This window comes from Mangrovibacter phragmitis, assembly GCF_040429585.1.
Lineage (GTDB): Bacteria > Pseudomonadota > Gammaproteobacteria > Enterobacterales > Enterobacteriaceae > Mangrovibacter > Mangrovibacter phragmitis.
In genome coordinates this window covers 3,749,166-3,774,106 of sequence record NZ_CP134782.1, presented here as the reverse complement: position 1 = coordinate 3,774,106, position 24,941 = coordinate 3,749,166, and the positions used below count along the sequence as shown (strand labels likewise).

The window sequence follows — 24,941 nt, the reverse complement described above, 5'->3', positions numbered from 1 at the left end:
ACCCTCTATACTGCGCGCCGAAGCTGACCAGACAGTCGCTGCTTCGTCGTCGTCCTTTTCGAAGGAGACGGGCGGAGGAGAGGAAAGTCCGGGCTCCATAGGGCAGGGTGCCAGGTAACGCCTGGGGGGTGCAAACCCACGACCAGTGCAACAGAGAGTAAACCGCCGATGGCCTGCGCAAGCAGGATCAGGTAAGGGTGAAAGGGTGCGGTAAGAGCGCACCGCACGGCTGGCAACAGTTCGTGGCACGGTAAACTCCACCCGGAGCAAGGCCAAATAGGGGTTCATAAGGTACGGCCCGTACTGAACCCGGGTAGGCTGCTTGAGCCAGTGAGCGATTGCTGGCCTAGATGAATGACTGTCCAAGACAGAACCCGGCTTACCGGTCAGCTTCACACTTTCAGGCCCCGCCAGCAATGGCGGGGCTTTTCTTTTATCAACAGAGATGAATGACTGCCCAAGACGCTATATAACGAAGAACGCGGCTTACCAGTCAGCTTCACACTTTCAGGCCCCGCCAGCAATGGCGGGGTTTTTCTTTTTGTAATACTCGCTCTGGCACTCAACAACCACATTCGCTCAGCCCGGGGTGGTTATCCGGGCGCCTGCCTAAAGGCCAGAAGAACAGGCGTTCAGTGTGCGAAATAGGGAGATCGTTGATACAGGCAAAGCGCCTTACCATAAGGCCTTGCTCATTAAATTCCCAGTTTTCGTTACCATAACTACGGAACCAGTTCCCTGAGTCATCGTGCCATTCATAAGCAAACCGGACAGCAATCCTGTTCTCATTTACTGCCCATAACTCTTTGATTAACCGATAATCCAGTTCTTTTTGCCATTTGCGTTGTAAAAATTTCACCACAGCCTCACGCCCGGTGACAAACTCTGCCCGGTTGCGCCAGACAGTATCAGGCGCATACACCCGCGATACTGTTTCAGGATCGCGGCTATTCCAGGCATCTTCTGCCATCCGTACTTTTAGTGTGGCACTGTCGTAAGTAAAAGGGGGAACGGGTGGTCGTGTTTCCATGATATCTCCTGTAGTATGTAGACAGATTTGTCTACTTAATTTATCTGATGTAGACAGGTCTGTCTACTTATTGACTGAAATCAGGAAACCTGAAGTGACTGCAACTAAAGAAGTCAGCGCTAAAGAGCGCATTATTCGCACTGCCCATGAGTTGTTTTATAAAGACGGAATCAGGGCTACCGGCGTAGACCGGATAATCAAAGAAGCCGGGGTGACGAAAGTAACTTTCTACCGCCATTTCCCGGCCAAGAACGACCTTATTTTGGCTTTTCTTCACTACCGGCATGGCTTATGGATAACGTGGTTTGCCACCGCTTTGAAAGAGGAAATGGCGCAGAGTGGCAAGCTCTGCCTGGCACTACCACAGGTGCTTTCCCGCTGGTTTCTGTCACCTGAATTTCACGGCTGTGCTTTTATTAATGCTACCAGTGAAATTACCGGTGTATTACCGGAGGCTCTGCCCGTAATTCGTGAACATAAGCAGGATATGGCGGATACTATCGCGCAATGTCTGCCAGATACCCCACAGCGTATTCAGACGGCGCAAAAATGTGCTTTATTAGTGGATGGCGCGATTGTTCAGGCGCAGCGGGAAGAAGACCGGGAGGCGACAGTGGCACTATTGCAGGCTTGCCTTGCTGACTTCACACAGTAAGTTATTTCATCCATTCTTCGTTTTAGTGAGACAGGTACCAGGAGCCGCTATGGCATATTTGTTTGTCTATGGATCTCTCTGCCCGGGGGAGAAAAACGCCGGGTTATTGGCGCAAATGGAAGGCCTTTGGGAACCGGCCTGTGTAACGGGGCATCTGGTCAATGCGGGCTGGCGCACACTTGGTGGCTACCCGGCGCTGATACCGGACTCACAGGGCGAACTTGTTGACGGATATCTTTTTTCATCCTCAAAGTTGGATGAAAACTGGGCGATGCTGGATGATTTTGAAGGTGCTGACTACCTGCGGGTAACCGCGGAAGTGACTACGCAGCAGGGACAAAAAATTTGTGCCTTTGTCTATATTCTGAAGGCCTGATGCCCCAGGCCTGGCAGAAAAAGTGTGGTGTCAGGCATAAAGCTCTTCAGCCAGGCGAACTTGTGCTTCCGCGACAATTGCTTCCAGCTCATCCAGCATTTGGGTAAAAACATCGTCGAGTGAAGCAGGCTTTGCCACAGGTGTTGTTGCGCTGTTTGCGAGTGTTTGTTCGTGTTGCATAACAGTCTCTCTCATGGTGTGGTTATACAGGCAAGTCTACCAGTAACCCTTCCAGGTCGGTATCCGCCACAAGGGTTAGATGTGCCTCATCCTTAATAAATGCGCCGTCACCACAAGTCATATGGGCTTTTTCCTGAGCGCCTGTTTGCGCGTGAAAAGAACCATGAATAGACTGCAAATATGCCCGTGGCCCATGTAACTGAAACTCTTCCTGTTCGCCTGCTTTCAGGTTCACATAATGGAGCCAGACTTGCTGGCGCAGCACCAGGCTGTTTTGTTGGCCATCCGGTGAGGCAATTAACTGCCGCTTGTCCCCTGACAGGGTTATTTTCTGGATTAACGGATTTTCGCGTTCCGGGCAGGCATCAAGCCACAGCTGCATCCTGGTGAGCGATTTATCTTTACTGGCATTATGCTCACTGTAACTACAACCTTGCTGAGTGGATAAAAGCAACGCCTCACCTGCTTTAACCCGAATATGGTTACCCTCGCTGTCACGGTATTCTGCTTCACCATCCAGAATTAAATTCAGGATATCCACTTTAGGGTAAGTGCGCGGCTGAAATGCGGCACCAGGTGCCAAAACTTCCTGATTCAGTACACGTAATGATGCGTAGCCGAGTAAGTCCGGGTCAAAGTAATGTCCAAATGAGAAAGTGTAACGTGCCTGTAACCAGCCGAAATCTGCCTGGCCACACTGTTTTGCAGTTCTTGTCGTAATCATGTTTTAACCTCTTTTTGCTCTCTCCATGTTAAGTAACTGGACGCTGCATTGTTAGCCAGTTAATCTGCTTGGTATGTTCAAATTTCCTGAAAGAGAAGAGGATGGCAAAAGAACGCGCACTCACGCTGGAGTCATTAAGAGTGATGGATGCTATTGACCGGCGGGGAAGTTTTGCAGCAGCGGCAGATGAACTGGGCAGAGTACCTTCTGCACTGAGTTACACCATGCAAAAGCTTGAGGAAGAGTTGGATGTGGTGCTCTTCGACCGCTCAGGTCACCGTACTAAATTCACCAATGTCGGCAGAATGCTGCTGGAACGGGGCCGGGTGTTGCTGGAAGCTGCCGATAAACTCACAACAGATGCTGAAGCACTGGCCAGGGGGTGGGAAACTCACCTGACGATTGTGACTGAAGCACTGGTACCTACTTTTGCATTATTTCCTCTGGTGGAGAGGCTGGCACAAAAAGCCAATACCCAGCTTTCCCTGCTGACCGAGGTACTGGCTGGCGCCTGGGAGCGTCTTGAACAAGGGCGGGCGGATATCGTTATTGCACCCGACATGCATTTTCGCTCTTCAACAGAGATTAACTCCCGAAAGCTCTACTCCATGAAGAATGTTTATGTCGCAGCGGCAGACCATCCTATCCATAACGAGGCAGAGCCGCTTTCAGAGGTAACGCGTGTGAAATACCGGGGTATAGCGGTGGCTGACACCGCACGCGAGCGCCCGGTATTAACCGTCCAGCTGCTGGATAAACAGCCGCGCCTTACGGTAAGTACCATTCATGATAAGCATCGGGCTTTACTGGATGGCATGGGGGTGGCAACCATGCCATGGCCGCTGGTGAAACAGGATATCGAGGAAGGGCGTTTACGGGTCGTGAGCCCCGAATCGACCAGCGAGGTTGACATTATCATGGCCTGGCGGGGCGACAGCATGGGTGAAGCCAAGTCATGGTGCCTGCGTGAAATACCGAAACTGTTCGCGCAAATGAAATAGCCCACGCTTTTGCAGCAGAACCCGGGGAGTTGCACCGGGTTCTGTGCTGTCAGTTAATCGCTATTTTAGGGTCATTGCCAAAACGGTTGGCACCACGGTTACCTTCCTGACAATAGAACGCCAGCAAGATCAGCGCGCCAATCAGTGGAATGAACATGAGTAGCAACCACCAGGCTGAACGGTTGGTATCGTGCAGGCGGCGAAATTGTAGCGCCAGTGAAGGAATTAACACAAACAGGCTATACAACGATGATAATACCCCCTGCTCATGAATACGCAGGTGTAACATATTGTCCAGCACCGCCAGAACTGCAGCAAAAATGATATTAACCAGGGTAAACATCCAAAATTCTTTGCGGCGAGCTCTTCCCTGAAAACCAAAGTAATTGCGCAGCGCGCTTAAATACCAGTCCATTTGCACTCTCCTTTCCAGTCAGACAACCTTTTTAATCACCAAATAAAGCATAGGACTGAAAATAAAACTGGCAAATGGCAGGCACAGAGAATGGTTGAGTTCTCACCTTTTTGAGCAGAAATAGCGTGGGCTTGTTAAATGAGGGCAAAAACCGGGCGCAGGCCCGGTTTTCGTCTCACAATTTAACGGTATTTAACCTGGAAACTGCTGTTCGCGCCCGTGGGGCTGCATTAAATTCTGAACCGGGCCTGTGGAGATAATGCCGGTTGGGTTAATGGTTTTATGGCTACAAAAATAGTGGTGGCGGATATGATCAAAGTTAACCGTATTAGCAACTCCGGGTATCTGGTAAATATCCCGTAAGTAGGCGAACAGGTTGGGGTAATCACTGATGCGTTTGCGGTCGCATTTGAAGTGGGTGACATACACCGGATCAAAACGGATAAGCGTGGTCCACAGGCGGATATCTGCTTCTGTCATTTGGTTACCCACCAGCCAGCGTTGTTGCCCCAGCAGGTCTTCCAGTTTATCCAGCGCAGTAAACACGCCGGCTACCGCTTCATCATACGCATCCTGAGATGTCGCGAACCCTGCCTTATACACACCATTATTCACGGAGTCATAGATCCAGGCGTTAATCTCATCTATTTGTTCACGCAAAGCTTCGGGATAGTAATCTCCCGCTGTTGCGCCCAGTGCATCAAATGCACTGTTAAACATACGGATAATCTCAGCTGATTCGTTGCTGACAATCGTCTGGTTTTGTTTATCCCATAATACGGGGACGGTAACACGGCCAGAGTATTGCTCATCGGCATGTAAGTAGAGTTGGTATAAATACTCATGTTGGTACAGGCCATCGCCTGTAGCGCCCGGGAAATCCTGTGCCAGTGTCCAGCCGTGTTCAAACATCAAGGGGTGGACCACTGAAACGGGAATAAAATCAGAAAGCCCTTTCAATTGCCGCATAATCAGCGTTCGGTGAGCCCAGGGGCAGGCAAGAGAGACATACAAATGGTAGCGGGATGTTGATGCTGAAAAACCACCTGTTCCGGTTGGGCCCGGTGTGCCGTCTGGCGTTATCCAGTTGCGAAAAGCGGAGACAGAGCGCTTGAATCGCCCGCCAGTTGATTTCGTATCATACCAGGTATCGTGCCAGACTCCGTCAATAAGTTGTCCCATGTCTGTTTCCTCTGTTCTGTTTCTTCAACCCGTTTTCCCAACTGCACACTGTTATAGCGAGAAACAAGTGAAGGGGCTGATTGTCAGTTGCCGTGATACAGCAAAAGGCGGAGCATATCTCCGCCTTTTGCTTTGAACCATTACCAGCTCTTTTTCAGGACACGGTCCAGGCTGATGGCACCAGGGCCGGTGATGAAAAGCAGCAGATAACCGCCTGCAATCGTCAGGTTTTTCATGAACATCAGTGAGTTCACGCCTTCTGCAAAATTACTGTGGAAGATAAACGCAGTAATTAACGTGAAGATTGCAGTAATAATAGCTGTTGTGCGCGTCAGGAAACCAAACAGGATAGCCAGGCCACCGCCAAACTCCAGTAAGATGGTCAGCGGTAATAAGGCCCCCGGCACACCCATTGCCTGCATGTATTGTTGAGTTGCTCCGTAAGCGTTGATTTTGCCCCAGCCGGCATAGATAAACAGAATTGGCATCAGGATGCGTGCAACCAGAAAACCAATATTTTCGAATTTTTTCATCTTACTCTCTCCAGGAAACCAGTTTATTTTTATTGAGTAGCAGCAGGTGATTAGTGTGCCTTGCTGTCCATGGCTGAATACTAAAGAGACTGAAGGGAGATTGTTAGCAAGTATAATTGTCAGAAAAATTCAAAAAAATTGATTATGTTTGAATTGAAAGAATCCCACGGGGGAACCGCGGGATTTTATCAGTCAGCGCCGTATGTTACGGACTAAGCGCCAGGCGCTCCAGACCAGTGGCCCACGTCTTAACAGGCGTATCAGCCTTCCAGGATGGCGCAATTGCCAGGTCGCCAGTATACCGCTTCCGGCGATGGCCACCCATTTGTAGCGGGCCAGATACCCCCAGCCCGCATCTACCGGTGCCATTGCAGATAGCCACTCGCGCTCTGCGCTGAGCAAGTCAAGGCGTTGCTGCTGAATACGCAATGTCAGCCGCGCCTTTCGTTCGGCAAGTGATTCATTCATGGTGAGTATCCTCCAGTGCCTGCCTGTCGTTTGCTAACTCTTTACGAGTTTGGCGCAGCAGAGTGGAGGCCCGTGATTTATGCAACGCCACAAGACCACAGAAGAGTGCGAGGAGTAACAATACAACTGTTGCTGCCGTCAGGGCATAGAGCCGGTATTGAGGGTCAATAACCCAAACAATGAGCACCAGCAGGCTGGCAAGACCAAACAGAGTGAAAAGCAACGTCAGTGACAGCAGAAGAAGTAACTGAAACAGGCGCGCTTTCTCCTCTTCCAGTTCGACTACAGCTAACTGAAGCCGGGTCTCCACCATGGAGACCAGCAGCGACAGAATTCGCTTTCCCGAACCAAGAATACGCCCTCCCGGCCCTTGTGTCGGAGAATTATCCATCATTAACGACGCGCCAGCAGCATACCCAGTACCAGACCCGCAGCGGCACCAATTCCGATTCCGGCCCATGGATTTTCATGCACATAGTTATCTGCTTTGCAGGCTGCTTCTTTTGTCTGTCGCAGCACTGCCTCACTTGTTTCACTTACCCGCACCCGGCTCTGTTTCAGCATACGTTCAGCTTTGGCTCGTACTTTTTCAACTTCTTCTTTCGATTTCTCACCCGAAGAATTCAGCACTTCCTCAAGAGTATCCGCCAGGGATTTAAGTTCATCTCGCAGTTGTTCAGTATCTTTAGACATACAGGCTTCTCCAGTTAATTCACAGTTCCATGAATCAGTCACCGCTATACATATGCGGTGACTGCTGTAACGCTGGCCTGCCGTTCGAGTGGGCCTTTATCGCGTATGAGTGCTTTTATGTTTTTCACCCGATAAGTTGCTGTGATGGGATTCTTCCCTGCACCGGGACCTGACCTCCGCCAGAGCCTTATTCAGGCCATCAATACGGCGCTGATTATGGTGCTTTTTCGCATAACTTATCTCACGCAATATATCTTGCTGCTTGTCCTGACAGGCGGTGGATGCCTGTATCAGAGGGGAGAAAAACAGCAAGGTAAACGTACAAACCAGCAAGGTGCGATAATTCATTGTTAACATGTCCGTTCGTTTCTGGTAGCAGCAACAAGGGGGCACCAGTCCGTTGAAGATGCTGTCAGTGTAGCGATTTTGTATTTTTAAATCGCCTGGTAAGCATAGTCAGGATGCAGCTAAACGGCAAAGTAAGTGAAAATATTCAGAATATTCGGTAAAGCAAGTTAGCCAATTCTGGAAGGTGAAACGCCAAGGCGGGCCAGCCAGTGGTCAAACGGGGTTGGTTCCTGGCGGGGCGTGATAACATACCCATGGGGAAGTGTTGCAGAAAGCACCCGGGCAGCGGCTTCGCTTTGCACGTTGGAATCAAATTTAATCACGAGCTTATTGTTATCTGGTGTAATGCTTTTCACCCGAATGCCATTGGCATCAAGATGGTGCCAGACGAAGAAACCATCGGGAATTGTTGCGCCAGCCTGTGCAGGGCGAATTTCCAGAGTGGTGTCTGGCTTACGGGTCGCGGCCCAGAATACGGTGCTGGCACAGATCAGTAACAGAGCCACGATAGCAAGGTGGGCCCGGTTATTAGTTAAATGATGGAACAGTTTCATCCTTTGCTCCCGCTGCGTTTTTTCCACAACATCACCAGGGAACCCAACAGACCGAAGACCAGTAGTACCACCGGGATAAGCATCAGACAGGACATCAACGCATCTTCATATTTGGCAAACACGGGGGTTTTGCCCAGCAGGTAACCCAGAGCAGTCAAAATCAGAACCCACAGTAACCCACTCATCCAGTTGAAAAACTGAAAACGAGAGCTGCTCAGGCCAGAAAGGCCCGCAATGGTTGGGAGCAGAGTACGAACAAATGCGATGAACCTGCCCACAAGTAATGCGGAAAGGCCGTGCTTATGGAACAAATGGTGGGCACGTTGATGATAATGGGCGGGCAGATGAGATAGCCATTTCTGCACAAGTCGGGCGTTGCCAAGCCAGCGGCCTTGAATAAAGCCGACCCAGGAACCCAGGCTGGCTGCTGCGGTAAGCAAAATCAATGTGGGGACAGCCGCCAGTGCACCTTTAGCAATCAGTACGCCGATTAAAATTAACAAACTGTCTCCAGGGAGGAATGCCGCCGGGAGTAAGCCATTTTCCAGGAACAAAATCGTAAATAAAACGAAATACAACATGCCAATCATTGAAGGATTGGCAAGGGTTTCAAAATCCTGACTCCAGAGTGCATTAAGGAGTTGTGTAAAAAGTTCCATTCAGGGGTCCTGGCACATCAGTCAAAACCAATAACGGCAGAAGAAGGCAAATGGCGGGATGGGTCTGTCGCGTGTGTGCTGCCGTAAAAACATTATCAGCGTACAAACTGGATCACCGTATAAAAAACAGCCTTTTCTGGCGTATCACATACGTGGCAAAAGGCAGCAAAAAGCCAGGCTGGCCACGAAAAATGCGTACAATTGTAACAAATATAGATGTTGTGCGTCACAATATTTAGCAGTAGTCGGGCTGATTTTGCGCGGTAAAATGCAGGCTGGCGAGAGTATTTACAAAGGCTGACACTAACGCCCTGAATATCTCTCGCCCATTGACGAATTATTTATGTGGGATGCCGGGAGCTTCAAGGTGAACGACCGGGTTTTCAGCAAACAAGTAGCGGTCTGCGTTGAACTCAAAGTCGTCGCTGGTTTCATTAAACAGCATCTGTTTGGTATTTTCCAAATGCTGCCACATCGCCAGTTTAGCTGCGTGGGGATCTTTTCTGACCAGGGCACGCAAAATCTGATCATGGTCATCGCACCAGTGATCGACTGTTCTGAGATCGATATGATCGTGTAACTTTTTCCAGTAAGGGTTATGAACACGCTGTGTCCACATTCTTTCTACAATAGCGGCTAACGCGCTGTTTTGGGTGGCCAGGGCAACTTGCACATGGAACTGTAAGTCCCATTGCGAATCCCTGAAACATTTCTCATGCCGCGCCTGTTCCTGAATTTCCATCAACTTCATGATGTCTTGCTTGGTCACCTGCGTTGCCGCAAATTCTGCAATATTACTTTCAATCAACTGGCGGGCCTGGAGTAATTCAAAAGGACCGTAATTAGCGAATTCAAACCGCTCATCGGGTTGCGCACTGTAGCGGGCCTGGTTGGCGATGACATGAATGCCTGAACCTTTACGGACTTCAACATACCCTTCCACTTCAAGCATGATAATGGCTTCGCGTACCACTGTCCGGCTGACATTTTTCTCGTCAGCAATAAAACGCTCCGCCGGTAATTTGTCTCCGACAAGATAAACTCCGCTTTCTATTCGGTGTTTTAGCTCAGCGGCCAGTTGCTGATATAAGCGACGAGAATCCGATAACTCCATAAGCGGCTCCAGGATGGGGTCTGATACATGATGAAACTAATTTGTTATACCACTTATCTCTTCCCGGCTCTACTTGATGCTAATAAAAAGCCGCCTTAAGGCGGCTTTTTGAGAACCAGGTTTAACTTTGCGCCGCAGCGTGAGCAACGCCACCTTCATCCACAATGTCTTCAGCGGATTTATTTTTCAGTACCGTCCAGATAACCAGTGCACCGAGCAAGTCGAACACAGCCAGTACGGCAAACAGCGGGCTGAACCCAATTTTGTCGGCCAGCGCACCGACAACCAGAGCGAACAACGTACTGGCGGTCCAGGCTGCCATACCAGTCATCCCGTTAGCAGTAGCCACTTCGTTACGTCCAAATACGTCAGAAGACAACGTAATCAGAGCGCCGGACAGTGACTGGTGGGCAAAGCCACCCACACACAGCAGAGCGATAGCGACATAAGGGCTGGTGAACAAACCAATGGTACCTGGGCCAATCATCAGGAATGCACCCATGGTGACAACCAGCTTACGAGAAACAATCAGGTTAACACCAAACCAGCGCTGGAACAGCGGAGGTAAATACCCACCAATTACGCAACCCAGGTCAGCGAACAGCATTGGCATCCAGGCGAACATGGCGATTTCTTTCAAGTTAAAGCCGTAGACTTTAAACATAAACAGCGGGATCCAGGCGTTAAACGTACCCCAGGCCGGTTCAGCAAGGAAACGCGGTAACGCAATACCCCAGAACTGGCGGTTACGCAGGATCTGCCAGGCAGAAAGCTTTTTGATGTTACTGGTTTGATGCAAAGCTTCCTGACCACTGATGATGTAATCACGTTCTTCATCAGACAGTTTTTTCTGATCTTTCGGGTGCTTATAGAAGAACAGCCACAGCATCGCCCAGGCAAAACTCAGAACCCCGGTGATAACAAATGCCATTTCCCAGCTGTGGATCATAATCGCCCACACAACCAGAGGCGGCGCAATCATGGCACCAATAGAGGAGCCTACGTTGAAGTAGCCCACGGCAATGGAACGTTCTTTCGCCGGGAACCATTCACTACTGGCTTTCAGGCCTGCAGGGATCATTGCGGCTTCTGCGGCACCGACTGCCCCACGGGCAATAGCCAGACCGCCCCAGCTTCCCGCCAACGCTGTTGCACCACAGAAGATAGCCCAGAAGATGGCAAATACGGCGTAGCCAACTTTTGTACCAAGAATATCAAGGATATAGCCAGCAACAGGCTGCATTACTGTGTAGCATGCAGAATAAGCGGCAATAATATATGAGTATTGCTGAGTAGTAATATGGAGCTGTTCTTGCAGAGTCGGCGCAGCCACAGCGACAGTGTTACGGGTTAAATACCCCAACACGGTCCCCAGCGTGACCAGTGCAATCATATACCAGCGTAAGCCTTTGATCTTTCGCATTTCGAACCTCAGTATTTGTTTTCAACCGCGCCACACGGTTGCATTACAGGACCAGACCTGCATATGAGTTTTATTCAGGAGGGTTCTACCAGTGAAACTTAGGTATGGCCCGTGCCTTGCTAGTTAGAATGTGTAAAGCATCCGGCATCCATACCTACAAAAGCGATAAAAGCGCATCGCCAAATATTCCGTAATATTTACTGTTCTTGACGTGGCAAAAGATAACTTGTCATACATCTTTAAAAGTTGAGAGCCATCACAAAAGTACATTAAAGACAGGGTTATTAAATCGGGGTATGCTTTGCCAGAACTGGCGCGGCTTGCAGTACTTTTTTTAACTTTAAATAAACATAATTTGTATGGTTTATGTGATCCGGGACACAAAATTCCACTCGGATGCAATGAATTGGTGTGATAACTTTGTAGTCATACTGATTAGATATCCGATAACGTGTCCAGAGGAATAACGATAATGACTCGGTTTATGACTGAAGACTTTCTGCTTGATACTGAATTTGCCCGTCGCTTGTACCACGACTACGCAGCGGATGAGCCAATTTTTGACTTCCACTGCCACCTTCCCCCGCAGCAAGTCGCAGAAAACTATCGTTTTAAAAACTTGTATGACATCTGGTTGAAAGGCGATCACTACAAATGGCGTGCTATGCGCTCTAATGGTGTTGCTGAGCGTCTGTGCACCGGTGATGCGACTGACCGCGAAAAATTCAACGCCTGGGCGGAAACCGTGCCGCACACCATTGGTAACCCGCTTTACCACTGGACGCACCTGGAATTACGTCGCCCGTTTGGTATTACAGGTAAATTGCTGTCACCGAAAACAGCAGATGAAATTTGGGAGCAGTGTAATGCGCTGCTTGCTGAAGACACCTTCTCTGCTCGCGGTATCATGAAGCAGATGAACGTGAAAATGGTTGGGACAACTGATGACCCGATCGATGCCCTGAATCACCACAGTGCTATTGCGGCTGATACCAGTTTTGACATCAAAGTGTTGCCAAGCTGGCGTCCGGACAAAGCATTTAACATTGAACTGGCCACTTTTGTTGATTACATCGGCAAACTGGCGGAAGTTTCTGACACCGATATTCGCCGTTTCAGCGATCTGCAAACTGCGCTGAAAAAACGCCTGGATCACTTCGAAGCCCACGGTTGTAAAGTGTCTGACCATGCGCTGGATGTCGTAATGTATGCCGATGCTGATGAAGCAACACTGGATAGCATTCTCGCGCGCCGCCTGGCTGGAGCTACTCCGTCTGCGCTGGAAGTTGCTCAGTTCAAAACCGCAGTACTGGTTTGGTTGGGCGCGGAATATGCCCGTCGTGGCTGGGTTCAGCAATACCACATCGGTGCACTGCGCAACAACAACACCCGTCAGTTTAAGCTGCTGGGGCCGGATGTTGGTTTCGATTCCATCAATGACCGCCCGCTGGCGGAAGAGCTTGCGCGTCTGTTGGATAAACAGAACGAAAATAATCAACTGCCGAAAACTATCCTTTACTGCCTGAACCCGCGTGATAACGAAGTCCTGGGTACCATGATTGGTAACTATCAGGGCGAAGGTATCGCCGGGAAAATGCAGTTTGGCTCCGGCTGGTGGTTTAACGACCAGAAAGACGGTATGGAACGTCAGATGACTCAACTGGCGCAGTTGGGCCTGTTAAGCCGTTTTGTTGGCATGCTGACCGACAGCCGTAGTTTCCTGTCATACACCCGTCATGAATATTTCCGTCGCATCCTGTGCCAGATGATTGGCCGTTGGGTTGAAGCGGGTGAAGCACCTGCAGATATCGAGTTGTTAGGCCAGATGGTGAAAAACATCTGCTTTAACAATGCGCGTGATTATTTTGCTATTGAGCTGAACTAAGTCTCAACTGAGGTTGATATGCAATACATTAAGATCCATTCGCAAGATAATGTCGCTGTTGCGCTAGTGGACCAGGCCGAAGGGGCCATCGTCAATGTCGATGGGCAGGACATTACTCTGCTTCAACCTGTTGCGCGTGGGCACAAGTTCGCCATCCGGGCAATCGCGAAGGGTGAGAACGTTGTTAAGTATGGTCTGCCTATCGGTCATGCACTGGTTGATATCCGGCCTGGTGAGTACCTTCACTCGCATAATATGCGTACCAATCTGAGCGATTTGGACGAGTACAGCTATCAACCTGAAGCACTGAATGTCATGGTGCAGGCGGGGGATCGCGATGTTCAGATCTACCGCCGCTCCAATGGCGAGGTGGGTGTGCGTAACGAATTATGGATCCTGCCTACCGTTGGGTGTGTTAACGGGATCGCCCGCCAAATTCAGCAGCGTTTTCTGAAAGAAAATGATGACGCCTCTGATATTGACGGTGTTTTCCTGTTCGGCCACAACTACGGTTGTTCCCAGTTGGGCGACGATCACATCAATACGCGTACTATGCTGCAAAACATGGTTCGCCACCCTAATGCCGGGGCAGTACTGGTGATTGGTCTGGGGTGTGAAAACAACCAGGTTAGCGCCTTTCGTGAAACCCTGGGCGAGTTTGATGAAGATCGCGTTCACTTTATGATTTGCCAGCAGCAAGACGATGAAGTGGAAGCCGGGGTTGAACACATCCAGGCGTTATATGAAGCGATGCGTCATGATAAACGCCAGCCAGGTAAACTCAGTGAACTGAAGTTTGGCCTTGAATGTGGTGGTTCTGACGGGTTGTCCGGTATTACTGCTAACCCGATGCTTGGGCGTTTCTCTGATTTTATGGTTGCCAATGGAGGCACAACAGTATTAACGGAAGTGCCAGAAATGTTTGGTGCGGAACGTATTCTGATGAGCCATTGCCGTGATGAAAGTACGTTTGAAAAAACAGTCACTATGGTGAATGATTTCAAACAATATTTCATTGCCCATAACCAGCCTATTTACGAAAACCCATCACCAGGCAACAAAGCTGGTGGAATTACAACCCTGGAAGAGAAGTCTCTGGGATGCACGCAGAAAGCGGGCTCCAGCCAGGTTGTGGATGTGCTGCGTTATGGTGAGCGCCTGAAAAAACACGGGGTTAACCTGTTAAGCGCACCCGGCAACGATGCCGTTGCGACCAGTGCGCTGGCTGGTGCGGGTTGCCATATGGTGCTGTTCAGTACCGGGCGTGGCACGCCTTATGGCGGGTTTGTGCCCACTGTTAAGATTGCCACAAACAGTGAACTGGCGGCGAAAAAACCGCACTGGATCGATTTCGATGCGGGTCAGTTGTTGCATGGCACTCTGATGCCACAATTACTGGAAAAATTCATTGACCTTATTGTGGATATCGCCGACGGCAAACAAACCTGCAATGAGAAAAATGATTTCCGCGAACTGGCTATCTTCAAGAGTGGTGTCACATTGTAAAATGCCAGCACTGGCGTAAAATAAAACGGCGTTTCACTTGGTGATGCGCCGTTTCTTTTTTGGCATTATCTTTTTCTACTGTTAAGGGTTTCCCATGTCAGCATACTGGCTTGCTCAGGGCATCGGGGTCATTGCGTTTTTGATTGGTATAACTACTTTTCTCAATCGTGATGAACGGCGTTTTAAGATACAGCTTTCAATATACAGTGCTGTTATCGGTATTCATTTTTTCCTGATGGGGGCATTCCCGGCGGGTGCCAGCGCAGAATTGAATGCCATCCGAACGTTAATCACGCTGCGTACCCGCAGTTTGTGGGTGATGGGAATTTTTATCGCTCTGACGTTGTTATCAGGTTCAATCCATGTTGAGTACTGGTTTGAAGTGCTGCCAGTGATTGGGACCGTTGCCAGTACCTGGGCGTTATTTCGTTGCAAAGGCCTGACTACGCGTTGTGTTATGTGGTGTTCAACAGCATGCTGGGTGACACACAACGCTTTACTGGGTTCGATAGGCGGTACGCTGATAGAAGGGAGTTTTTTAATCGTAAATGGCGTGACAATTATTCGTTTCTGGAAAATGCAGAAACGTGGGATTGACCCATTTTTAGTTGAGAAAACACACTAAATTCCCCCCGGCCCGGCCGGAGGGAGTGTCTGAATGATATCAGCCGCGTAATGGGTTACGGTCGGCCAGCCGGGCATCTTCAGCCTGGCATGCTGCGGCGGTGAACAGCGCATCGGTAGATGAGTTCAGAGCCGTTTCGCAGGAATCTTGCAGTACGCCAATAATGAAGCCAACAGCGACAACCTGCATGGCGACATCATTCTGAATACCGAACATCCCGCAAGCCAGCGGAATCAGCAACAGAGAGCCACCCGCGACACCAGACGCGCCACAGGCACATAGCGATGCCACAATACTCAACAGCAAAGCGGTAGGTAAATCGACAGCAATACCCAGAGTATTGACTGCCGCCAGTGTCAGCACAGTAACAGTAATCGCAGCACCGGCCATATTGATAGTTGCACCCAGAGGGATAGATACCGAGTAGGTGTCTTTATCCAGGTTCAGCTTCTCGCACAGTGCCATGTTTACCGGGATATTTGCCGCAGAACTGCGGGTAAAGAACGCTGTGACACCACTTTCACGCAGGCAGGTAAATACCAGAGGGTAAGGGTTGCGGCGAATTTTTAAAAAGACCAGCAACGGGTTAACTACCAGCGCAACCAGGAACATACAGCCAATTAGCGCAACCAGTAACTGGCCGTAGCCCAACAAGGTACTGAACCCTGTTTCCGCCAGAGTGGAAGAAACCAGACCAAAAATACCCAGCGGCGCAAAACGGATAACAACACGCACCATAAACGTGACGGCATGTGAGAAGTCGGTGACCAGGTTTTTGGTTCCTTCGTTTGCATGACGCAGAGCGAAACCTAACCCCACAGCCCACACCAGGATACCAATGTAGTTGCCTTTCAGCAGAGCATCGACGGGGTTGGACACCATGCTCATCAGCAGGCCTTTCAATACCTCAACAATACCAGAAGGCGGGGTGACGTCAGTGGCGGCTGCAGTCAGATGCAGGGTAGAAGGGAACACAAAACTGACCACCACCGCACACAATGCCGCGCTGAATGTCCCCAGTAAATAGAGCACCAGAATAGGGCGAATATTGGTTTTACGCCCTTTGGTATGGCTGGCAATAGAAGACATGACCAGCATCAGCACCAGCACTGGCGCAACGGCTTTCAGTGCACCGACAAATAATGTGCCAAGCAGACCGACTGCCAGGGCCGCGGGTTTTGATGCCCACGCCAGCAGAATACCCAGAATCAAACCTACGAGGATTTGTTTAACCAGACTGCCCTGCGCAATACGCTGGAACAGGCCAGGAGAAGAGTGTGTAGCCATTGATATTTCCTGTCTGAGATGATGCGAAACATCCCGGCTGCCGTATTATTTGTGACATTTATAGCGGGATGTAACAATGTGTTTGCATTGGTGAGTATAAGGATATTCTCTCGCGGTGGAAGCGATATGCTCTAATTCTTTTGAGTTCATCCAGAATTAATAACTAAGCTGTAACAAATTTGTGACAATTGCAGCAAATGTTCAGCCTGCTACTTTACCAAATAATAAAGGGGCAAATGCCCCCTTAGCCAGATGATTATTTCATCTTGTTTTGTCTGTCATTTCGCCAGTTTACCCAACTATTGAACAGCAATGTCAGGGCCAGGATTGCGCCAACTACGCCCAGAGAAATGCCAACCGGGATATGGAAGAAGTCCACGATAAGCATCTTCACGCCGATGAATACCAGAATGACGGACAGCCCGTACTTCAGCATAGAGAAGCGTTCAGCAACACCTGCCAGCAGGAAATACATGGCGCGTAGCCCCAGAATGGCAAACAAGTTTGAGGTGAGCACAATAAATGGATCGGTAGTAACAGCAAAAATGGCCGGGATACTGTCAACAGCAAAAATCACATCACTGAGCTCTACCAGAATCAGCACCAGCAGCAACGGGGTGGCGAACAGCAGACCATTTTTACGTACCACAAAGTGTTCATTCTCAATAGTATCAGTCATACGTAAATGGCCTTTCAGCCAGCGCACCAGCGGTTTATTTTCCAGGCTACTGTCATCTTCTTTAGCAACAGCCATTTTAATCCCGGTGAACAGCAGAAATGCGCCAAACAGGTACAGCACCCAGGAGAACTGTGTAATAAGCCAGGTGCCGGTAAAAATCATGATAGTTCTCAGGACAATCGCCCCCAGAACACCATAAATAAGCACCCTGCGTTGTAATGCTGCCGGTACAGCAAAATAACTGAACAGCATCAGCCAGACAAAAACGTTATCCACCGCCAGTGCTTTTTCAATCAGGTAACCGGTCAGAAAAGCCAGTGCCTGGGTGTCGGCGATTGCACGGCCCTGTGTTTCGCTGAGATACCACCAGAAGGCGAGGTTGAAAAGCAGAGAAAGCGAAACCCAGATAACCGACCAGACGGCGGCTTGCTTCATTGACATGGCATGGGCACCACGGCGGCCCTGCAACAGCAGATCAATTGCCAGCATAATGGCAACAACAACAGCAAAACTGCCCCACAGCAAGGGAGTGCCAACACTATTCATGGAGATATTCCTTACAAAACAAAAACGGCCAGTGTCGGAAGACGCCAGCCGTATCGCTACATTGCGTGCACCTCGCCTTCCGGCAAGGTCTCACTTACAATGCGTTTTGGAACCCATGTTATGGAACCCATCCACATTGCCCGGTGACCGGAAGCTTGCGCTTCGTAATGACGACCAGCCGGCAATGAAGTTACTCCCCTTTGCGCGTAACAAAATATGTCAGCAGCCCGCGATAAACAAGGTGCCGGCACCAGTGATTTACCTAAATTTACGCAATAAGTGGTTCCCTGGTAGCGTCTGCCGGGAACACAACACCTGTTTGCTGGCGAATTTCTGTTTGCCAGCGTGCAATACCCAGGCTACAGGCCAGGTCAGGGTGCTCAACCAGGTTCTGTTCCACATAGTCGGCAAACACCAGAGCTTCATACAGCATAGTATTAATATGCTGGGGAACGGTCAGCGTTTGCGCTGAACCCCCACGCGGCAAAAAAGTAATCGCCTGGCATTCAGACAATTTCTCTATGATCAATGACCCTGATTCGCCCTGAATTTCACTGGGGAGTGATGAATCGCTCACCTTAGAATGCAGTAGCGTCACATCAAAATCACCATAGTTCATGATAACCGAACCATGGGCATCCACGCCGCTGGCGAGCAAACTGGCTTGCGCTTTTACCTCAAACGGCTCACCGAACAACGCGATGGCCGACCCCAGGCAGTAGAACCCAATATCCATAATGGATCCATTAGAAAATGCCGGGTTAAACGTATTGGGATTTTCACCATCCAGGTAGCGCTGGTAACGGGAAGAATACTGGCAATAATTGAGCAGCACTTTACGCAGCTTACCCACTTTAGGCAGTGCGTTTTGCAATACCTGAAAATTAGGCAGTGCTGGCGTTTTGAATGCTTCAAACAGCACAACCCTGTTTTCTCTGGCACAGGCAATGGCTGCCTGCGCTTCATCAAAATTGGATGCCAGTGGTTTCTCGCAAATAACATGTTTTTTGTGGCTGAGAAACAACTGGGTCTGGGAAAAGTGCAGGGCGTTTGGGCTGGCGATATAGACGGCGTCGATTTCAGCGTGGCAGGCCATCTGCTCCAGAGAGGTAAACAAATGGGATACCGGGTAATCGCGGGCAAAGGCTTCGGCCTGCTCAAGGGTACGTGAGTAAACGGCAACGAGTTGATATTTACCGCTTTCGTGGGCCGCATCAACAAACTGGCGAGTTATCCAGTTAGTTCCAACTACAGCGAAGCGTATCATAGACAGGCACTGTCTCCAGTAGGGGTTGTCATTTCAGGGTAGCACGTTTTTTTGTGGGTAAAACGCGTCAGGAAGTCGTTTTTTGTAGCGAAAGGTGCGTCAGCCATAAACGGGTATCGAACTCTAACTGGTGGTAATCGGGAGCCATATGGCAGCACAACTGGTAAAAGGCTTTGTTGTGCTCTTTCTCTTTTAGGTGGGCCAGTTCGTGGACGACAATCATGCGTAAGAAAGCTTCCGGGGCCTCACGAAATAATGTCGCTACCCGAATCTCTGCTTTTGCCTTGAGTTTATTTCCCTGAACCCGGGAAATAGCGGTGTGCAGGCCCAGCGCGTGTTTGACCACATGAATCTTGTTATCCCACAATACCTTATTAATGGGCGGAGCACTGCGCAAATACTGGCTTTTCATCTCCTGAACATAAGACCACAGCGCTTTATCCGTCACAATTTCGTGGCGGGCCGGGTAGCGTTTTTCAATAAGCTTTCCAAGCTTCCCCTGTGCAATTAACGTTTCCACCTGCGCCAGCAATGATGCCGGGTAACCCTGTAAAAACGGGCGTGTAGTCATATTCTCTCCACGGGTCAGGAAAAAGGTTTACTCTGGGGCCAAATTAAGGGATAAAACGCGCAGATTTTAGCACTGTGGAGAACCAATGAGCCAGGTAGAGTTAGCCGGGCGCGTATTCGCGCTGGAACGTTTCCCTGTAACTGACGACATCAACCCGCTGCAGGCGTGGGATGCGGCAGATGAATATTTACTGCAACAGGTTAGCGGGGATATCGACGGGCCACTGGTCATTCTCAACGATAATTTCGGTGCATTAACCTGCGCTTTGGTTGAGCATCACCCGGTTTTTGCCAGTGATTCCTTACTTGCGCAAATTGCCACGGAACGTAACCTGCACAATAACGAGCTTGACGATAATGCGGTAACATTCCAGGACAGCCTTACTGGCCTGCCGGAAAAACCAGCGCTGGTGCTGATTAAGGTGCCCAAACAGTTAGCGTTACTGGCACATCAACTGGAGCAAATTCGCCAGGTTGCCACACCGCAAACGCGGATTATTGCTGCCGGTAAAGCAAAAGAAATCCATAACTCTACTCTCGCATTATTTGAGCGTATTCTCGGGCCAACCACAACGTCTCTTGCCTGGAAAAAAGCCCGCCTGATCCACTGCACTTTTACTGCGCCTGCATACCAGCCCGCCAGCCAGACTGAACACTGGTCTGTGCCGGAAACGGGCTGGATCATGCATAACCATGCCAATGTTTTTTCTCGTAGCTCACTGGATATTGGCGCGCGTTTCTTTATGCAGTACCTGCCTGAAAACCAGGAGGGCAGCCTGGTGGATTTAGGGTGTGGTAACGGTGTGATTGGCCTGTCTTTGTTGAGCAAAAACCCACAGGCTCAGGTGACATTTATTGATGAATCCGCAATGGCTGTGGCCTCCAGCCGCCTGAATGTCGAGGAAAACCTGCCCGGTGATGTGAATCGCTCTGTTTACCTGGTAAATAACTCGCTGGCGGGGCTGGAAGCGAATCAGTTCGATGCCGTACTGTGTAATCCACCGTTTCATCAACAGAATGCTATTACCGATAACATTGCCTGGCAGATGTTTAATGATGCCCGCCGTTGCCTGAAATATGGCGGCGAATTGCGCATTGTCGGCAACCGCCACCTGGATTATTACGCCAAACTCAAGCGTGTCTTTGGTAATTGCACAACGCTGGCAACCAACAAAAAATTTGTTGTATTACAGGCAGTAAAAACCCGCAAACAATACTGATCACAGGCTCAGCGCGAGGCGGGTGCCTTGCGCTATGGCTCTGCGGGCATCAAGCTCGGTTGCCACATCACAGCCGCCAATCAGGTGAACTTGCTTACCCAATTCCTCTAATGGCCGGGATAATGCCCGCAGCGGCTCCTGGCCTGCACAAATAATCACATTATCCACAGCCAGAATTCGCTCTTCTTCCCCACAACGGATATGTAAGCCAGCATCGTTAATACGCAGATATTGTACACCGGCCAGCATTGTTACGCCGCGCTGTAGCAGGGTGGTCCTGTGGATCCAGCCGGTTGTTTTCCCCAAACCTTCACCGGGTTTGCTGTTTTTGCGTTGCAGCATAATGATTTCACGTGGGTTGTCTGGCTTATGAGCTCCCCCCGGGATCAGGCCTCCAGCATGTCGGAGTGAGGTATCGATACCCCACTCTTGGCAAAAACGTGCCACATCAAGGCTGGTGGACGCGCCGTTCTGGCTTAAGTACATGGCGGTATCAAAGCCAATACCGCCGCAACCAATAATTGCCACACGCTTGCCAACGGCGTGCTTATCGCGCAGTACTTCAAGGTAGCTCAGCACACTGGGGTGATGAATGCCCTCGATGTCTGGCGTGCGCGGTACAACACCGGTTGCCAGAACCACCTCTTGCCATTCGGTTAACTGCTCTGGTGCTACCCGCTCGCCAAGGCGTACATCGACATGGTGCAGTTCCAGCATGCGCTGGTAGTAACGTAACGTCTCCCTGAACTCCTCTTTGCCGGGGATCTCTTTTGCAATATTGAACTGCCCGCCAATCGTACTGGCCTGGTCAAACAAGGTAACGTGGTGGCCTCGCATGGCGGCATTGACTGCAAAAGCCAGGCCTGCAGGGCCAGCACCGACTACCGCCAACCGGCGCTTTCCGGCTGCCGGGCGCAGGGGCAACTCGGTTTCATGGCAGGCCCGTGGGTTGACCAGGCAGGAGGTGATTTTTCCCATAAAGATTTGGTCCAGACAGGCCTGGTTGCAGGCTATACAAGTATTGATTTCGTCGCTACGCCCGCTTTCAGCTTTTGAAATAAACTCGGCATCAGCGAGGAATGGGCGTGCCATGGAAACCATATCTGCATCACCGTCACGTATAATTGCTTCCGCAACATCCGGGTCGTTGATACGGTTGGTGGTTATCAATGGAATGGCGACTTCGCCTTTGAGTTTGCGCGTCACCCAACTGAAAGCTGCGCGAGGAACCGATGTGGCAATCGTGGGAATACGTGCTTCATGCCAGCCAATGCCGGTGTTTATCAGCGTTGCGCCTGCCTGTTCAATGGCGCGTGCAAGCATGCTGGTTTCAGTAAAAGTGCTGCCGCCTTCCACCAGATCGAGCATCGATAAACGGTAGATAATAATAAATTGCTCACCCGCCGCCTTGCGAACGGCAGACACGATTTCTGTTGCAAAACGCATGCGGCGTCGCCAGTCACCTCCCCATTCATCATCACGCTGATTAGTGCGTGCCGCGAGAAACTCGTTAATTAAATATCCTTCAGAACCCATGATTTCCACGCCGTCGTAGCCCGCTTTTTGTGCCAGCATGGCGCAGCGCGCAAAATCATCAATCAGTACCAGAATTTCTTCGTGGGTTAACGCATGAGGTTTGAAACGGTTAATGGGAGCCTGAATAGCAGAAGGGGCCACCGGGTGTGGCTGGTAGCTATAGCGACCGGTATGCAGGATTTGTAAGGCAATTTTCCCGCCTTGCTGGTGGACCGCATCAGTAATGACCTGGTGCGCCCGAAGATGCTGCTCTGTATCCAGTGTCGCACCTTGTGCCATCGCAACTCCGGAAGGGCTGGGGGCAACACCGCCTGTCACAATCAGAGCTACGCCGTGCTTTGCCCGCTCAGCATAAAAAGCGGCCAGGCGCTCAGGGCCATTGGGGTGTTCTTCCAGCCCCGTATGCATTGACCCCATAAGTACCCGGTTTTTCAGGGTAGTGAAACCTAAATTAAGGGGGGACAGCAGCGATGGATAGCTCATCATTTTTTCCGTTTTTGTTATGTGGTCGGATGAGTTATTAATTTAGCTGGCAAATGCCTGATGGACAGTATCAGGTAAAACGATTGTGATGGGATTCAAATAACTGGCAGAAAAAGGAAGGTCCGGGCACATCATGTGTGTGCCCGGAGGCATATTACGCTGCGTCGTCTTCTGGCTCTTGTAACTCCGACAACTGCTCCAGTGCCACTTTCGCGGCCTTGAGCACTTGTTCACACTGAGACAATTCCAGCGTCAGTGGCGGTTCAATACGAATGGTTTTCGCATTGTTAAGCGTACCGGCGACCAGAATGTGCTGGCGGAACATTTCACTGGCGAAGTTATAGCCAATATCGTTATGGGTAAACTCAATGGCCATCAACATCCCTTTACCACGGACCTCAGTGATGAGCTCCGGGTAATCTGCTGCCAGTGCCTGGAAGCCTTCCAGTAATAGCGCACCTTTTTCAGCAGACTGACGAGGCAGGTTTTCTTCCAGCAGCACATTAATGGTTGCTAACGCCGCGGCACAGGCCAACGGGTTGCCACCAAAAGTAGTGGTATGCAGGAAGGGGTTTTCAAACAGTACAGAGAACACTTCTTCCGTGGCAACAGTTGCCCCAATCGGCATCACCCCACCGCCAAGCGCTTTGGCAAGGCATAAAATATCAGGCTGCACATTTTCGTGCTCGCAGGCAAACATTTTACCTGTCCGGCCCATACCCGTTTGCACTTCATCCAGAATCATCAGGGCACCGAATTCATCACACAGCTTACGCACTGCGCTCAAATAACCTTCAGGTGGCAGAATAACGCCGCCTTCGCCCTGAACAGGCTCCAGAATCACGGCGGCAACATCGTCGCCGGTTTTCTGGCATTCGCTCAGTAAGGTACGCATGGCGTCAATGTCACCAAAGGGTACATGGCGGAAACCCGGTACTAATGGCATAAAGGGCTTACGGAAAGTGGATTTTGCTGTGGCGGACAACGCACCCAGTGACTTGCCATGGAAAGCGCCACTGGTTGCCACAAACGTATATTTACCTCGTTTCCCCTGATACGCTTTTGCCAGCTTCAGTGCGGCTTCAACGGATTCCGTTCCACTATTGGAGAAAAAGCTGTATTTGAGTTTTCCGGGGGTCAGTGCAGCAAGGGTTTTTGCCAGTAATGCACGCAGGGGGTCAAGCAATTCCTGGCTGTGCAGTGGCTGTTTTGCGAGCTGTTGCTCAACGGCGGAAACAACGACTGGATTACGGTGCCCTACATTAAAGATTCCGAACCCACCAAGACAGTCAATAAATTCCTGTCCCTGGGTGTCGACAAGCGTATTCAAACTTCCCGCCTGCCATTCTACGGCCCCGTAATCCCCGCCGGCTGTAACTGATTTGCGATACTCCAGAAAACCAGGGTTGACATGCTCTTTAAAGTATTCTCTTACCTCTCGGTTAAGTGCTTTCATTTCCTCGTGATCGAGGGTGGTTTTTTCAATGATGTTCAGTGCGTGCGCTGAGCAAGCGAGTGCCGACGCGCTGGAAGGTAACCTGTTCAAAATGTGCTCCTTTGGTGCGGCGTATCACACGATACTGAATTAAGTATTGCAGGGTTTACGCCATATCGTCGGCAGTCGTGAAAATCACGATTTTGAACTGATAAACTTAGAAAGGATGGATTTTAATCGTTGTGCCTATGGCATCGCCTGGTGTTAATGCTGTGTTACAAACGGTATCTATAAAATAAAAAGTGGCAAAAAGTTTGTCTGCTGTGTTTTTTTCACCGTTATGGGGCGCTTTGCTCTGCTTTGGTGCGAAAACTGAGTAAAGTATGTAATTTGATGATTATCAATAAATTGTGTGATGGACATCTGTGGCTGAGAGTTATTAAGCTTCAGTTAGTATCAATTTTTGTAATGAATGTTATTTTATTACAAAGTCTCATCGAGAGAGGAAATAATTGGTGTATCTTTACGCTGTTTTTTGCCCAGGACC

General features: G+C 50.0%; 27 protein-coding genes and 1 other RNA gene. 8 read left to right on the top strand and 20 right to left on the bottom strand.

Annotated features, from left to right (window positions below; all coding sequences use genetic code 11):
• The first annotated feature begins 19 nt into the window (after positions 1-19).
• Positions 20-398: RNase P RNA component class A (gene rnpB, locus MPHASIOC01_RS18300), an RNA gene on the top strand.
• Positions 399-562: 164 nt separating this feature from the next.
• Here the strand turns inward: rnpB and MPHASIOC01_RS18295 are convergent.
• Positions 563-1,030: a nuclear transport factor 2 family protein gene (locus MPHASIOC01_RS18295; protein ID WP_353613047.1), complete on the bottom strand. Its 468-nt coding sequence runs from the start codon at positions 1,028-1,030 to the stop codon at positions 563-565.
• A gap of 94 nt (positions 1,031-1,124) precedes the next feature.
• Between MPHASIOC01_RS18295 and MPHASIOC01_RS18290 the strand changes: the two genes are divergently transcribed.
• Together MPHASIOC01_RS18290 and MPHASIOC01_RS18285 are read left to right on the top strand one after the other, a co-directional pair.
• Complete coding sequence (locus tag MPHASIOC01_RS18290; protein WP_064600544.1) at positions 1,125-1,685, top strand: TetR/AcrR family transcriptional regulator; 561 nt, start codon at positions 1,125-1,127, stop codon at positions 1,683-1,685.
• 49 nt (positions 1,686-1,734) lie between these two features.
• Positions 1,735-2,061 (top strand): gamma-glutamylcyclotransferase, encoded by a 327-nt coding sequence (locus MPHASIOC01_RS18285; protein ID WP_064600542.1) that lies wholly within the window; start codon positions 1,735-1,737, stop codon positions 2,059-2,061.
• Between the two features lie 30 nt (positions 2,062-2,091).
• Here the strand turns inward: MPHASIOC01_RS18285 and MPHASIOC01_RS18280 are convergent, their stop codons facing one another.
• Positions 2,092-2,241 (bottom strand): hypothetical protein, encoded by a 150-nt coding sequence (locus tag MPHASIOC01_RS18280; protein WP_197499299.1) that lies wholly within the window; start codon positions 2,239-2,241, stop codon positions 2,092-2,094.
• Between the two features lie 22 nt (positions 2,242-2,263).
• Complete coding sequence (locus tag MPHASIOC01_RS18275; protein ID WP_353613046.1) at positions 2,264-2,965, bottom strand: pirin family protein; 702 nt, start codon at positions 2,963-2,965, stop codon at positions 2,264-2,266.
• Positions 2,966-3,066: 101 nt separating this feature from the next.
• On the opposite strand from MPHASIOC01_RS18275, the gene MPHASIOC01_RS18270 reads away from it, so the two are divergent.
• Complete coding sequence (locus tag MPHASIOC01_RS18270) at positions 3,067-3,966, top strand: LysR family transcriptional regulator (RefSeq protein WP_353613045.1); 900 nt, start codon at positions 3,067-3,069, stop codon at positions 3,964-3,966.
• Positions 3,967-4,015: 49 nt separating this feature from the next.
• On the opposite strand, the gene MPHASIOC01_RS18265 is transcribed toward MPHASIOC01_RS18270, so the two are convergent.
• The 11 genes from MPHASIOC01_RS18265 to MPHASIOC01_RS18215 form a co-directional block, all read right to left on the bottom strand.
• Entirely contained in the window at positions 4,016-4,381 is a 366-nt protein-coding gene (locus MPHASIOC01_RS18265; protein ID WP_064600538.1) for a DUF805 domain-containing protein, read from the bottom strand.
• A gap of 192 nt (positions 4,382-4,573) precedes the next feature.
• On the bottom strand, positions 4,574-5,563 hold the full coding sequence (locus MPHASIOC01_RS18260) for a glutathione S-transferase family protein (RefSeq protein ID WP_064600536.1): 990 nt from the start codon (positions 5,561-5,563) through the stop codon (positions 4,574-4,576).
• A gap of 140 nt (positions 5,564-5,703) precedes the next feature.
• Positions 5,704-6,096 (bottom strand): DoxX family protein, encoded by a 393-nt coding sequence (locus tag MPHASIOC01_RS18255; protein WP_064600534.1) that lies wholly within the window; start codon positions 6,094-6,096, stop codon positions 5,704-5,706.
• 192 nt (positions 6,097-6,288) lie between these two features.
• The gene (locus MPHASIOC01_RS18250; protein ID WP_064600532.1) at positions 6,289-6,564 is read right to left on the bottom strand and encodes a YqjK-like family protein; all 276 of its coding nucleotides are present in this window, start codon (positions 6,562-6,564) and stop codon (positions 6,289-6,291) included.
• A complete protein-coding gene (locus MPHASIOC01_RS18245) occupies positions 6,557-6,958 on the bottom strand; it encodes a phage holin family protein (protein WP_064600531.1) in 402 nt (133 codons plus the stop codon). Before MPHASIOC01_RS18245 ends, MPHASIOC01_RS18250 begins: the two co-directional genes overlap by 8 nt.
• Positions 6,958-7,257: a YqjD family protein gene (locus MPHASIOC01_RS18240; RefSeq protein ID WP_064600529.1), complete on the bottom strand. Its 300-nt coding sequence runs from the start codon at positions 7,255-7,257 to the stop codon at positions 6,958-6,960. Before MPHASIOC01_RS18240 ends, MPHASIOC01_RS18245 begins: the two co-directional genes overlap by 1 nt.
• 96 nt (positions 7,258-7,353) lie before the next feature.
• Positions 7,354-7,614 carry a DUF1090 family protein gene (locus MPHASIOC01_RS18235; protein ID WP_064600528.1) on the bottom strand — a complete coding sequence of 87 codons (261 nt, stop codon included), beginning with the start codon at positions 7,612-7,614 and terminating at the stop codon, positions 7,354-7,356.
• Positions 7,615-7,772: 158 nt separating this feature from the next.
• Positions 7,773-8,159, bottom strand: coding sequence for an EnvZ/OmpR regulon moderator MzrA (mzrA, locus tag MPHASIOC01_RS18230; protein ID WP_064600527.1), 387 nt, complete (start codon positions 8,157-8,159; stop codon positions 7,773-7,775).
• On the bottom strand, positions 8,156-8,818 hold the full coding sequence (yqjA, locus tag MPHASIOC01_RS18225; RefSeq protein ID WP_064600526.1) for a DedA family general envelope maintenance protein YqjA: 663 nt from the start codon (positions 8,816-8,818) through the stop codon (positions 8,156-8,158). Before yqjA ends, mzrA begins: the two co-directional genes overlap by 4 nt.
• A gap of 337 nt (positions 8,819-9,155) precedes the next feature.
• Positions 9,156-9,932: a transcriptional regulator ExuR gene (gene exuR, locus MPHASIOC01_RS18220; protein ID WP_064600523.1), complete on the bottom strand. Its 777-nt coding sequence runs from the start codon at positions 9,930-9,932 to the stop codon at positions 9,156-9,158.
• 121 nt (positions 9,933-10,053) lie between these two features.
• Positions 10,054-11,355 carry an MFS transporter gene (locus tag MPHASIOC01_RS18215; protein WP_064600521.1) on the bottom strand — a complete coding sequence of 434 codons (1,302 nt, stop codon included), beginning with the start codon at positions 11,353-11,355 and terminating at the stop codon, positions 10,054-10,056.
• A 472-nt stretch (positions 11,356-11,827) separates the two neighbouring features.
• On the opposite strand from MPHASIOC01_RS18215, the gene uxaC reads away from it, so the two are divergent.
• The 3 genes from uxaC to MPHASIOC01_RS18200 all read left to right on the top strand — a co-directional run bounded on the left by uxaC (position 11,828) and on the right by MPHASIOC01_RS18200 (position 15,371).
• Positions 11,828-13,240, top strand: coding sequence for a glucuronate isomerase (gene uxaC, locus MPHASIOC01_RS18210; RefSeq protein WP_064600519.1), 1,413 nt, complete (start codon positions 11,828-11,830; stop codon positions 13,238-13,240).
• 18 nt (positions 13,241-13,258) lie between these two features.
• Positions 13,259-14,746: an altronate dehydratase family protein gene (locus MPHASIOC01_RS18205; RefSeq protein ID WP_353613044.1), complete on the top strand. Its 1,488-nt coding sequence runs from the start codon at positions 13,259-13,261 to the stop codon at positions 14,744-14,746.
• Positions 14,747-14,840: 94 nt separating this feature from the next.
• Positions 14,841-15,371, top strand: a complete 531-nt coding sequence (locus MPHASIOC01_RS18200) for a YgjV family protein (RefSeq protein WP_064600516.1) — start codon at positions 14,841-14,843, stop codon at positions 15,369-15,371.
• Positions 15,372-15,410: 39 nt separating this feature from the next.
• On the opposite strand, the gene sstT is transcribed toward MPHASIOC01_RS18200, so the two are convergent.
• The 4 genes from sstT to MPHASIOC01_RS18180 form a co-directional block, all read right to left on the bottom strand.
• Positions 15,411-16,658: a serine/threonine transporter SstT gene (sstT, locus tag MPHASIOC01_RS18195; protein WP_064600514.1), complete on the bottom strand. Its 1,248-nt coding sequence runs from the start codon at positions 16,656-16,658 to the stop codon at positions 15,411-15,413.
• Between the two features lie 256 nt (positions 16,659-16,914).
• Entirely contained in the window at positions 16,915-17,883 is a 969-nt protein-coding gene (locus MPHASIOC01_RS18190) for a TerC family protein (protein WP_064600512.1), read from the bottom strand.
• Positions 17,884-18,151: 268 nt separating this feature from the next.
• Entirely contained in the window at positions 18,152-19,150 is a 999-nt protein-coding gene (locus MPHASIOC01_RS18185) for a Gfo/Idh/MocA family protein (protein ID WP_064600510.1), read from the bottom strand.
• A 67-nt stretch (positions 19,151-19,217) separates the two neighbouring features.
• Complete coding sequence (locus MPHASIOC01_RS18180) at positions 19,218-19,721, bottom strand: M48 family metallopeptidase (RefSeq protein WP_353613043.1); 504 nt, start codon at positions 19,719-19,721, stop codon at positions 19,218-19,220.
• Between the two features lie 85 nt (positions 19,722-19,806).
• Between MPHASIOC01_RS18180 and rlmG the strand changes: the two genes are divergently transcribed.
• Positions 19,807-20,940 (top strand): 23S rRNA (guanine(1835)-N(2))-methyltransferase RlmG, encoded by a 1,134-nt coding sequence (gene rlmG, locus MPHASIOC01_RS18175; protein ID WP_353613042.1) that lies wholly within the window; start codon positions 19,807-19,809, stop codon positions 20,938-20,940.
• Here the strand turns inward: rlmG and MPHASIOC01_RS18170 are convergent, their stop codons facing one another.
• A complete protein-coding gene (locus MPHASIOC01_RS18170; RefSeq protein ID WP_353613041.1) occupies positions 20,941-22,962 on the bottom strand; it encodes an NADPH-dependent 2,4-dienoyl-CoA reductase in 2,022 nt (673 codons plus the stop codon).
• A 151-nt stretch (positions 22,963-23,113) separates the two neighbouring features.
• A complete protein-coding gene (gene ygjG, locus MPHASIOC01_RS18165; protein ID WP_353613040.1) occupies positions 23,114-24,505 on the bottom strand; it encodes a putrescine aminotransferase in 1,392 nt (463 codons plus the stop codon).
• Between the last annotated feature and the right edge of the window lie 436 nt (positions 24,506-24,941).

Coding starts and splice junctions, on each gene's coding strand:
- MPHASIOC01_RS18270 (WP_353613045.1), top strand. CDS start 3,067: ATGGCAAAAGAACGCGCACTCACGCTGGAGTCATTAAGAGTGATGGAT.
- MPHASIOC01_RS18250 (WP_064600532.1), bottom strand. CDS start 6,564: ATGAATGAATCACTTGCCGAACGAAAGGCGCGGCTGACATTGCGTATT.
- MPHASIOC01_RS18200 (WP_064600516.1), top strand. CDS start 14,841: ATGTCAGCATACTGGCTTGCTCAGGGCATCGGGGTCATTGCGTTTTTG.
- MPHASIOC01_RS18255 (WP_064600534.1), bottom strand. CDS start 6,096: ATGAAAAAATTCGAAAATATTGGTTTTCTGGTTGCACGCATCCTGATG.
- MPHASIOC01_RS18275 (WP_353613046.1), bottom strand. CDS start 2,965: ATGATTACGACAAGAACTGCAAAACAGTGTGGCCAGGCAGATTTCGGC.
- MPHASIOC01_RS18185 (WP_064600510.1), bottom strand. CDS start 19,150: ATGATACGCTTCGCTGTAGTTGGAACTAACTGGATAACTCGCCAGTTT.
- MPHASIOC01_RS18190 (WP_064600512.1), bottom strand. CDS start 17,883: ATGAATAGTGTTGGCACTCCCTTGCTGTGGGGCAGTTTTGCTGTTGTT.
- MPHASIOC01_RS18285 (WP_064600542.1), top strand. CDS start 1,735: ATGGCATATTTGTTTGTCTATGGATCTCTCTGCCCGGGGGAGAAAAAC.
- MPHASIOC01_RS18170 (WP_353613041.1), bottom strand. CDS start 22,962: ATGATGAGCTATCCATCGCTGCTGTCCCCCCTTAATTTAGGTTTCACT.
- MPHASIOC01_RS18295 (WP_353613047.1), bottom strand. CDS start 1,030: ATGGAAACACGACCACCCGTTCCCCCTTTTACTTACGACAGTGCCACA.
- MPHASIOC01_RS18235 (WP_064600528.1), bottom strand. CDS start 7,614: ATGTTAACAATGAATTATCGCACCTTGCTGGTTTGTACGTTTACCTTG.
- MPHASIOC01_RS18260 (WP_064600536.1), bottom strand. CDS start 5,563: ATGGGACAACTTATTGACGGAGTCTGGCACGATACCTGGTATGATACG.
- mzrA (WP_064600527.1), bottom strand. CDS start 8,159: ATGAAACTGTTCCATCATTTAACTAATAACCGGGCCCACCTTGCTATC.
- yqjA (WP_064600526.1), bottom strand. CDS start 8,818: ATGGAACTTTTTACACAACTCCTTAATGCACTCTGGAGTCAGGATTTT.
- MPHASIOC01_RS18245 (WP_064600531.1), bottom strand. CDS start 6,958: ATGATGGATAATTCTCCGACACAAGGGCCGGGAGGGCGTATTCTTGGT.
- MPHASIOC01_RS18205 (WP_353613044.1), top strand. CDS start 13,259: ATGCAATACATTAAGATCCATTCGCAAGATAATGTCGCTGTTGCGCTA.
- MPHASIOC01_RS18265 (WP_064600538.1), bottom strand. CDS start 4,381: ATGGACTGGTATTTAAGCGCGCTGCGCAATTACTTTGGTTTTCAGGGA.
- MPHASIOC01_RS18240 (WP_064600529.1), bottom strand. CDS start 7,257: ATGTCTAAAGATACTGAACAACTGCGAGATGAACTTAAATCCCTGGCG.
- MPHASIOC01_RS18280 (WP_197499299.1), bottom strand. CDS start 2,241: ATGCAACACGAACAAACACTCGCAAACAGCGCAACAACACCTGTGGCA.
- exuR (WP_064600523.1), bottom strand. CDS start 9,932: ATGGAGTTATCGGATTCTCGTCGCTTATATCAGCAACTGGCCGCTGAG.
- rlmG (WP_353613042.1), top strand. CDS start 19,807: ATGAGCCAGGTAGAGTTAGCCGGGCGCGTATTCGCGCTGGAACGTTTC.
- MPHASIOC01_RS18215 (WP_064600521.1), bottom strand. CDS start 11,355: ATGCGAAAGATCAAAGGCTTACGCTGGTATATGATTGCACTGGTCACG.
- MPHASIOC01_RS18180 (WP_353613043.1), bottom strand. CDS start 19,721: ATGACTACACGCCCGTTTTTACAGGGTTACCCGGCATCATTGCTGGCG.
- uxaC (WP_064600519.1), top strand. CDS start 11,828: ATGACTCGGTTTATGACTGAAGACTTTCTGCTTGATACTGAATTTGCC.
- sstT (WP_064600514.1), bottom strand. CDS start 16,658: ATGGCTACACACTCTTCTCCTGGCCTGTTCCAGCGTATTGCGCAGGGC.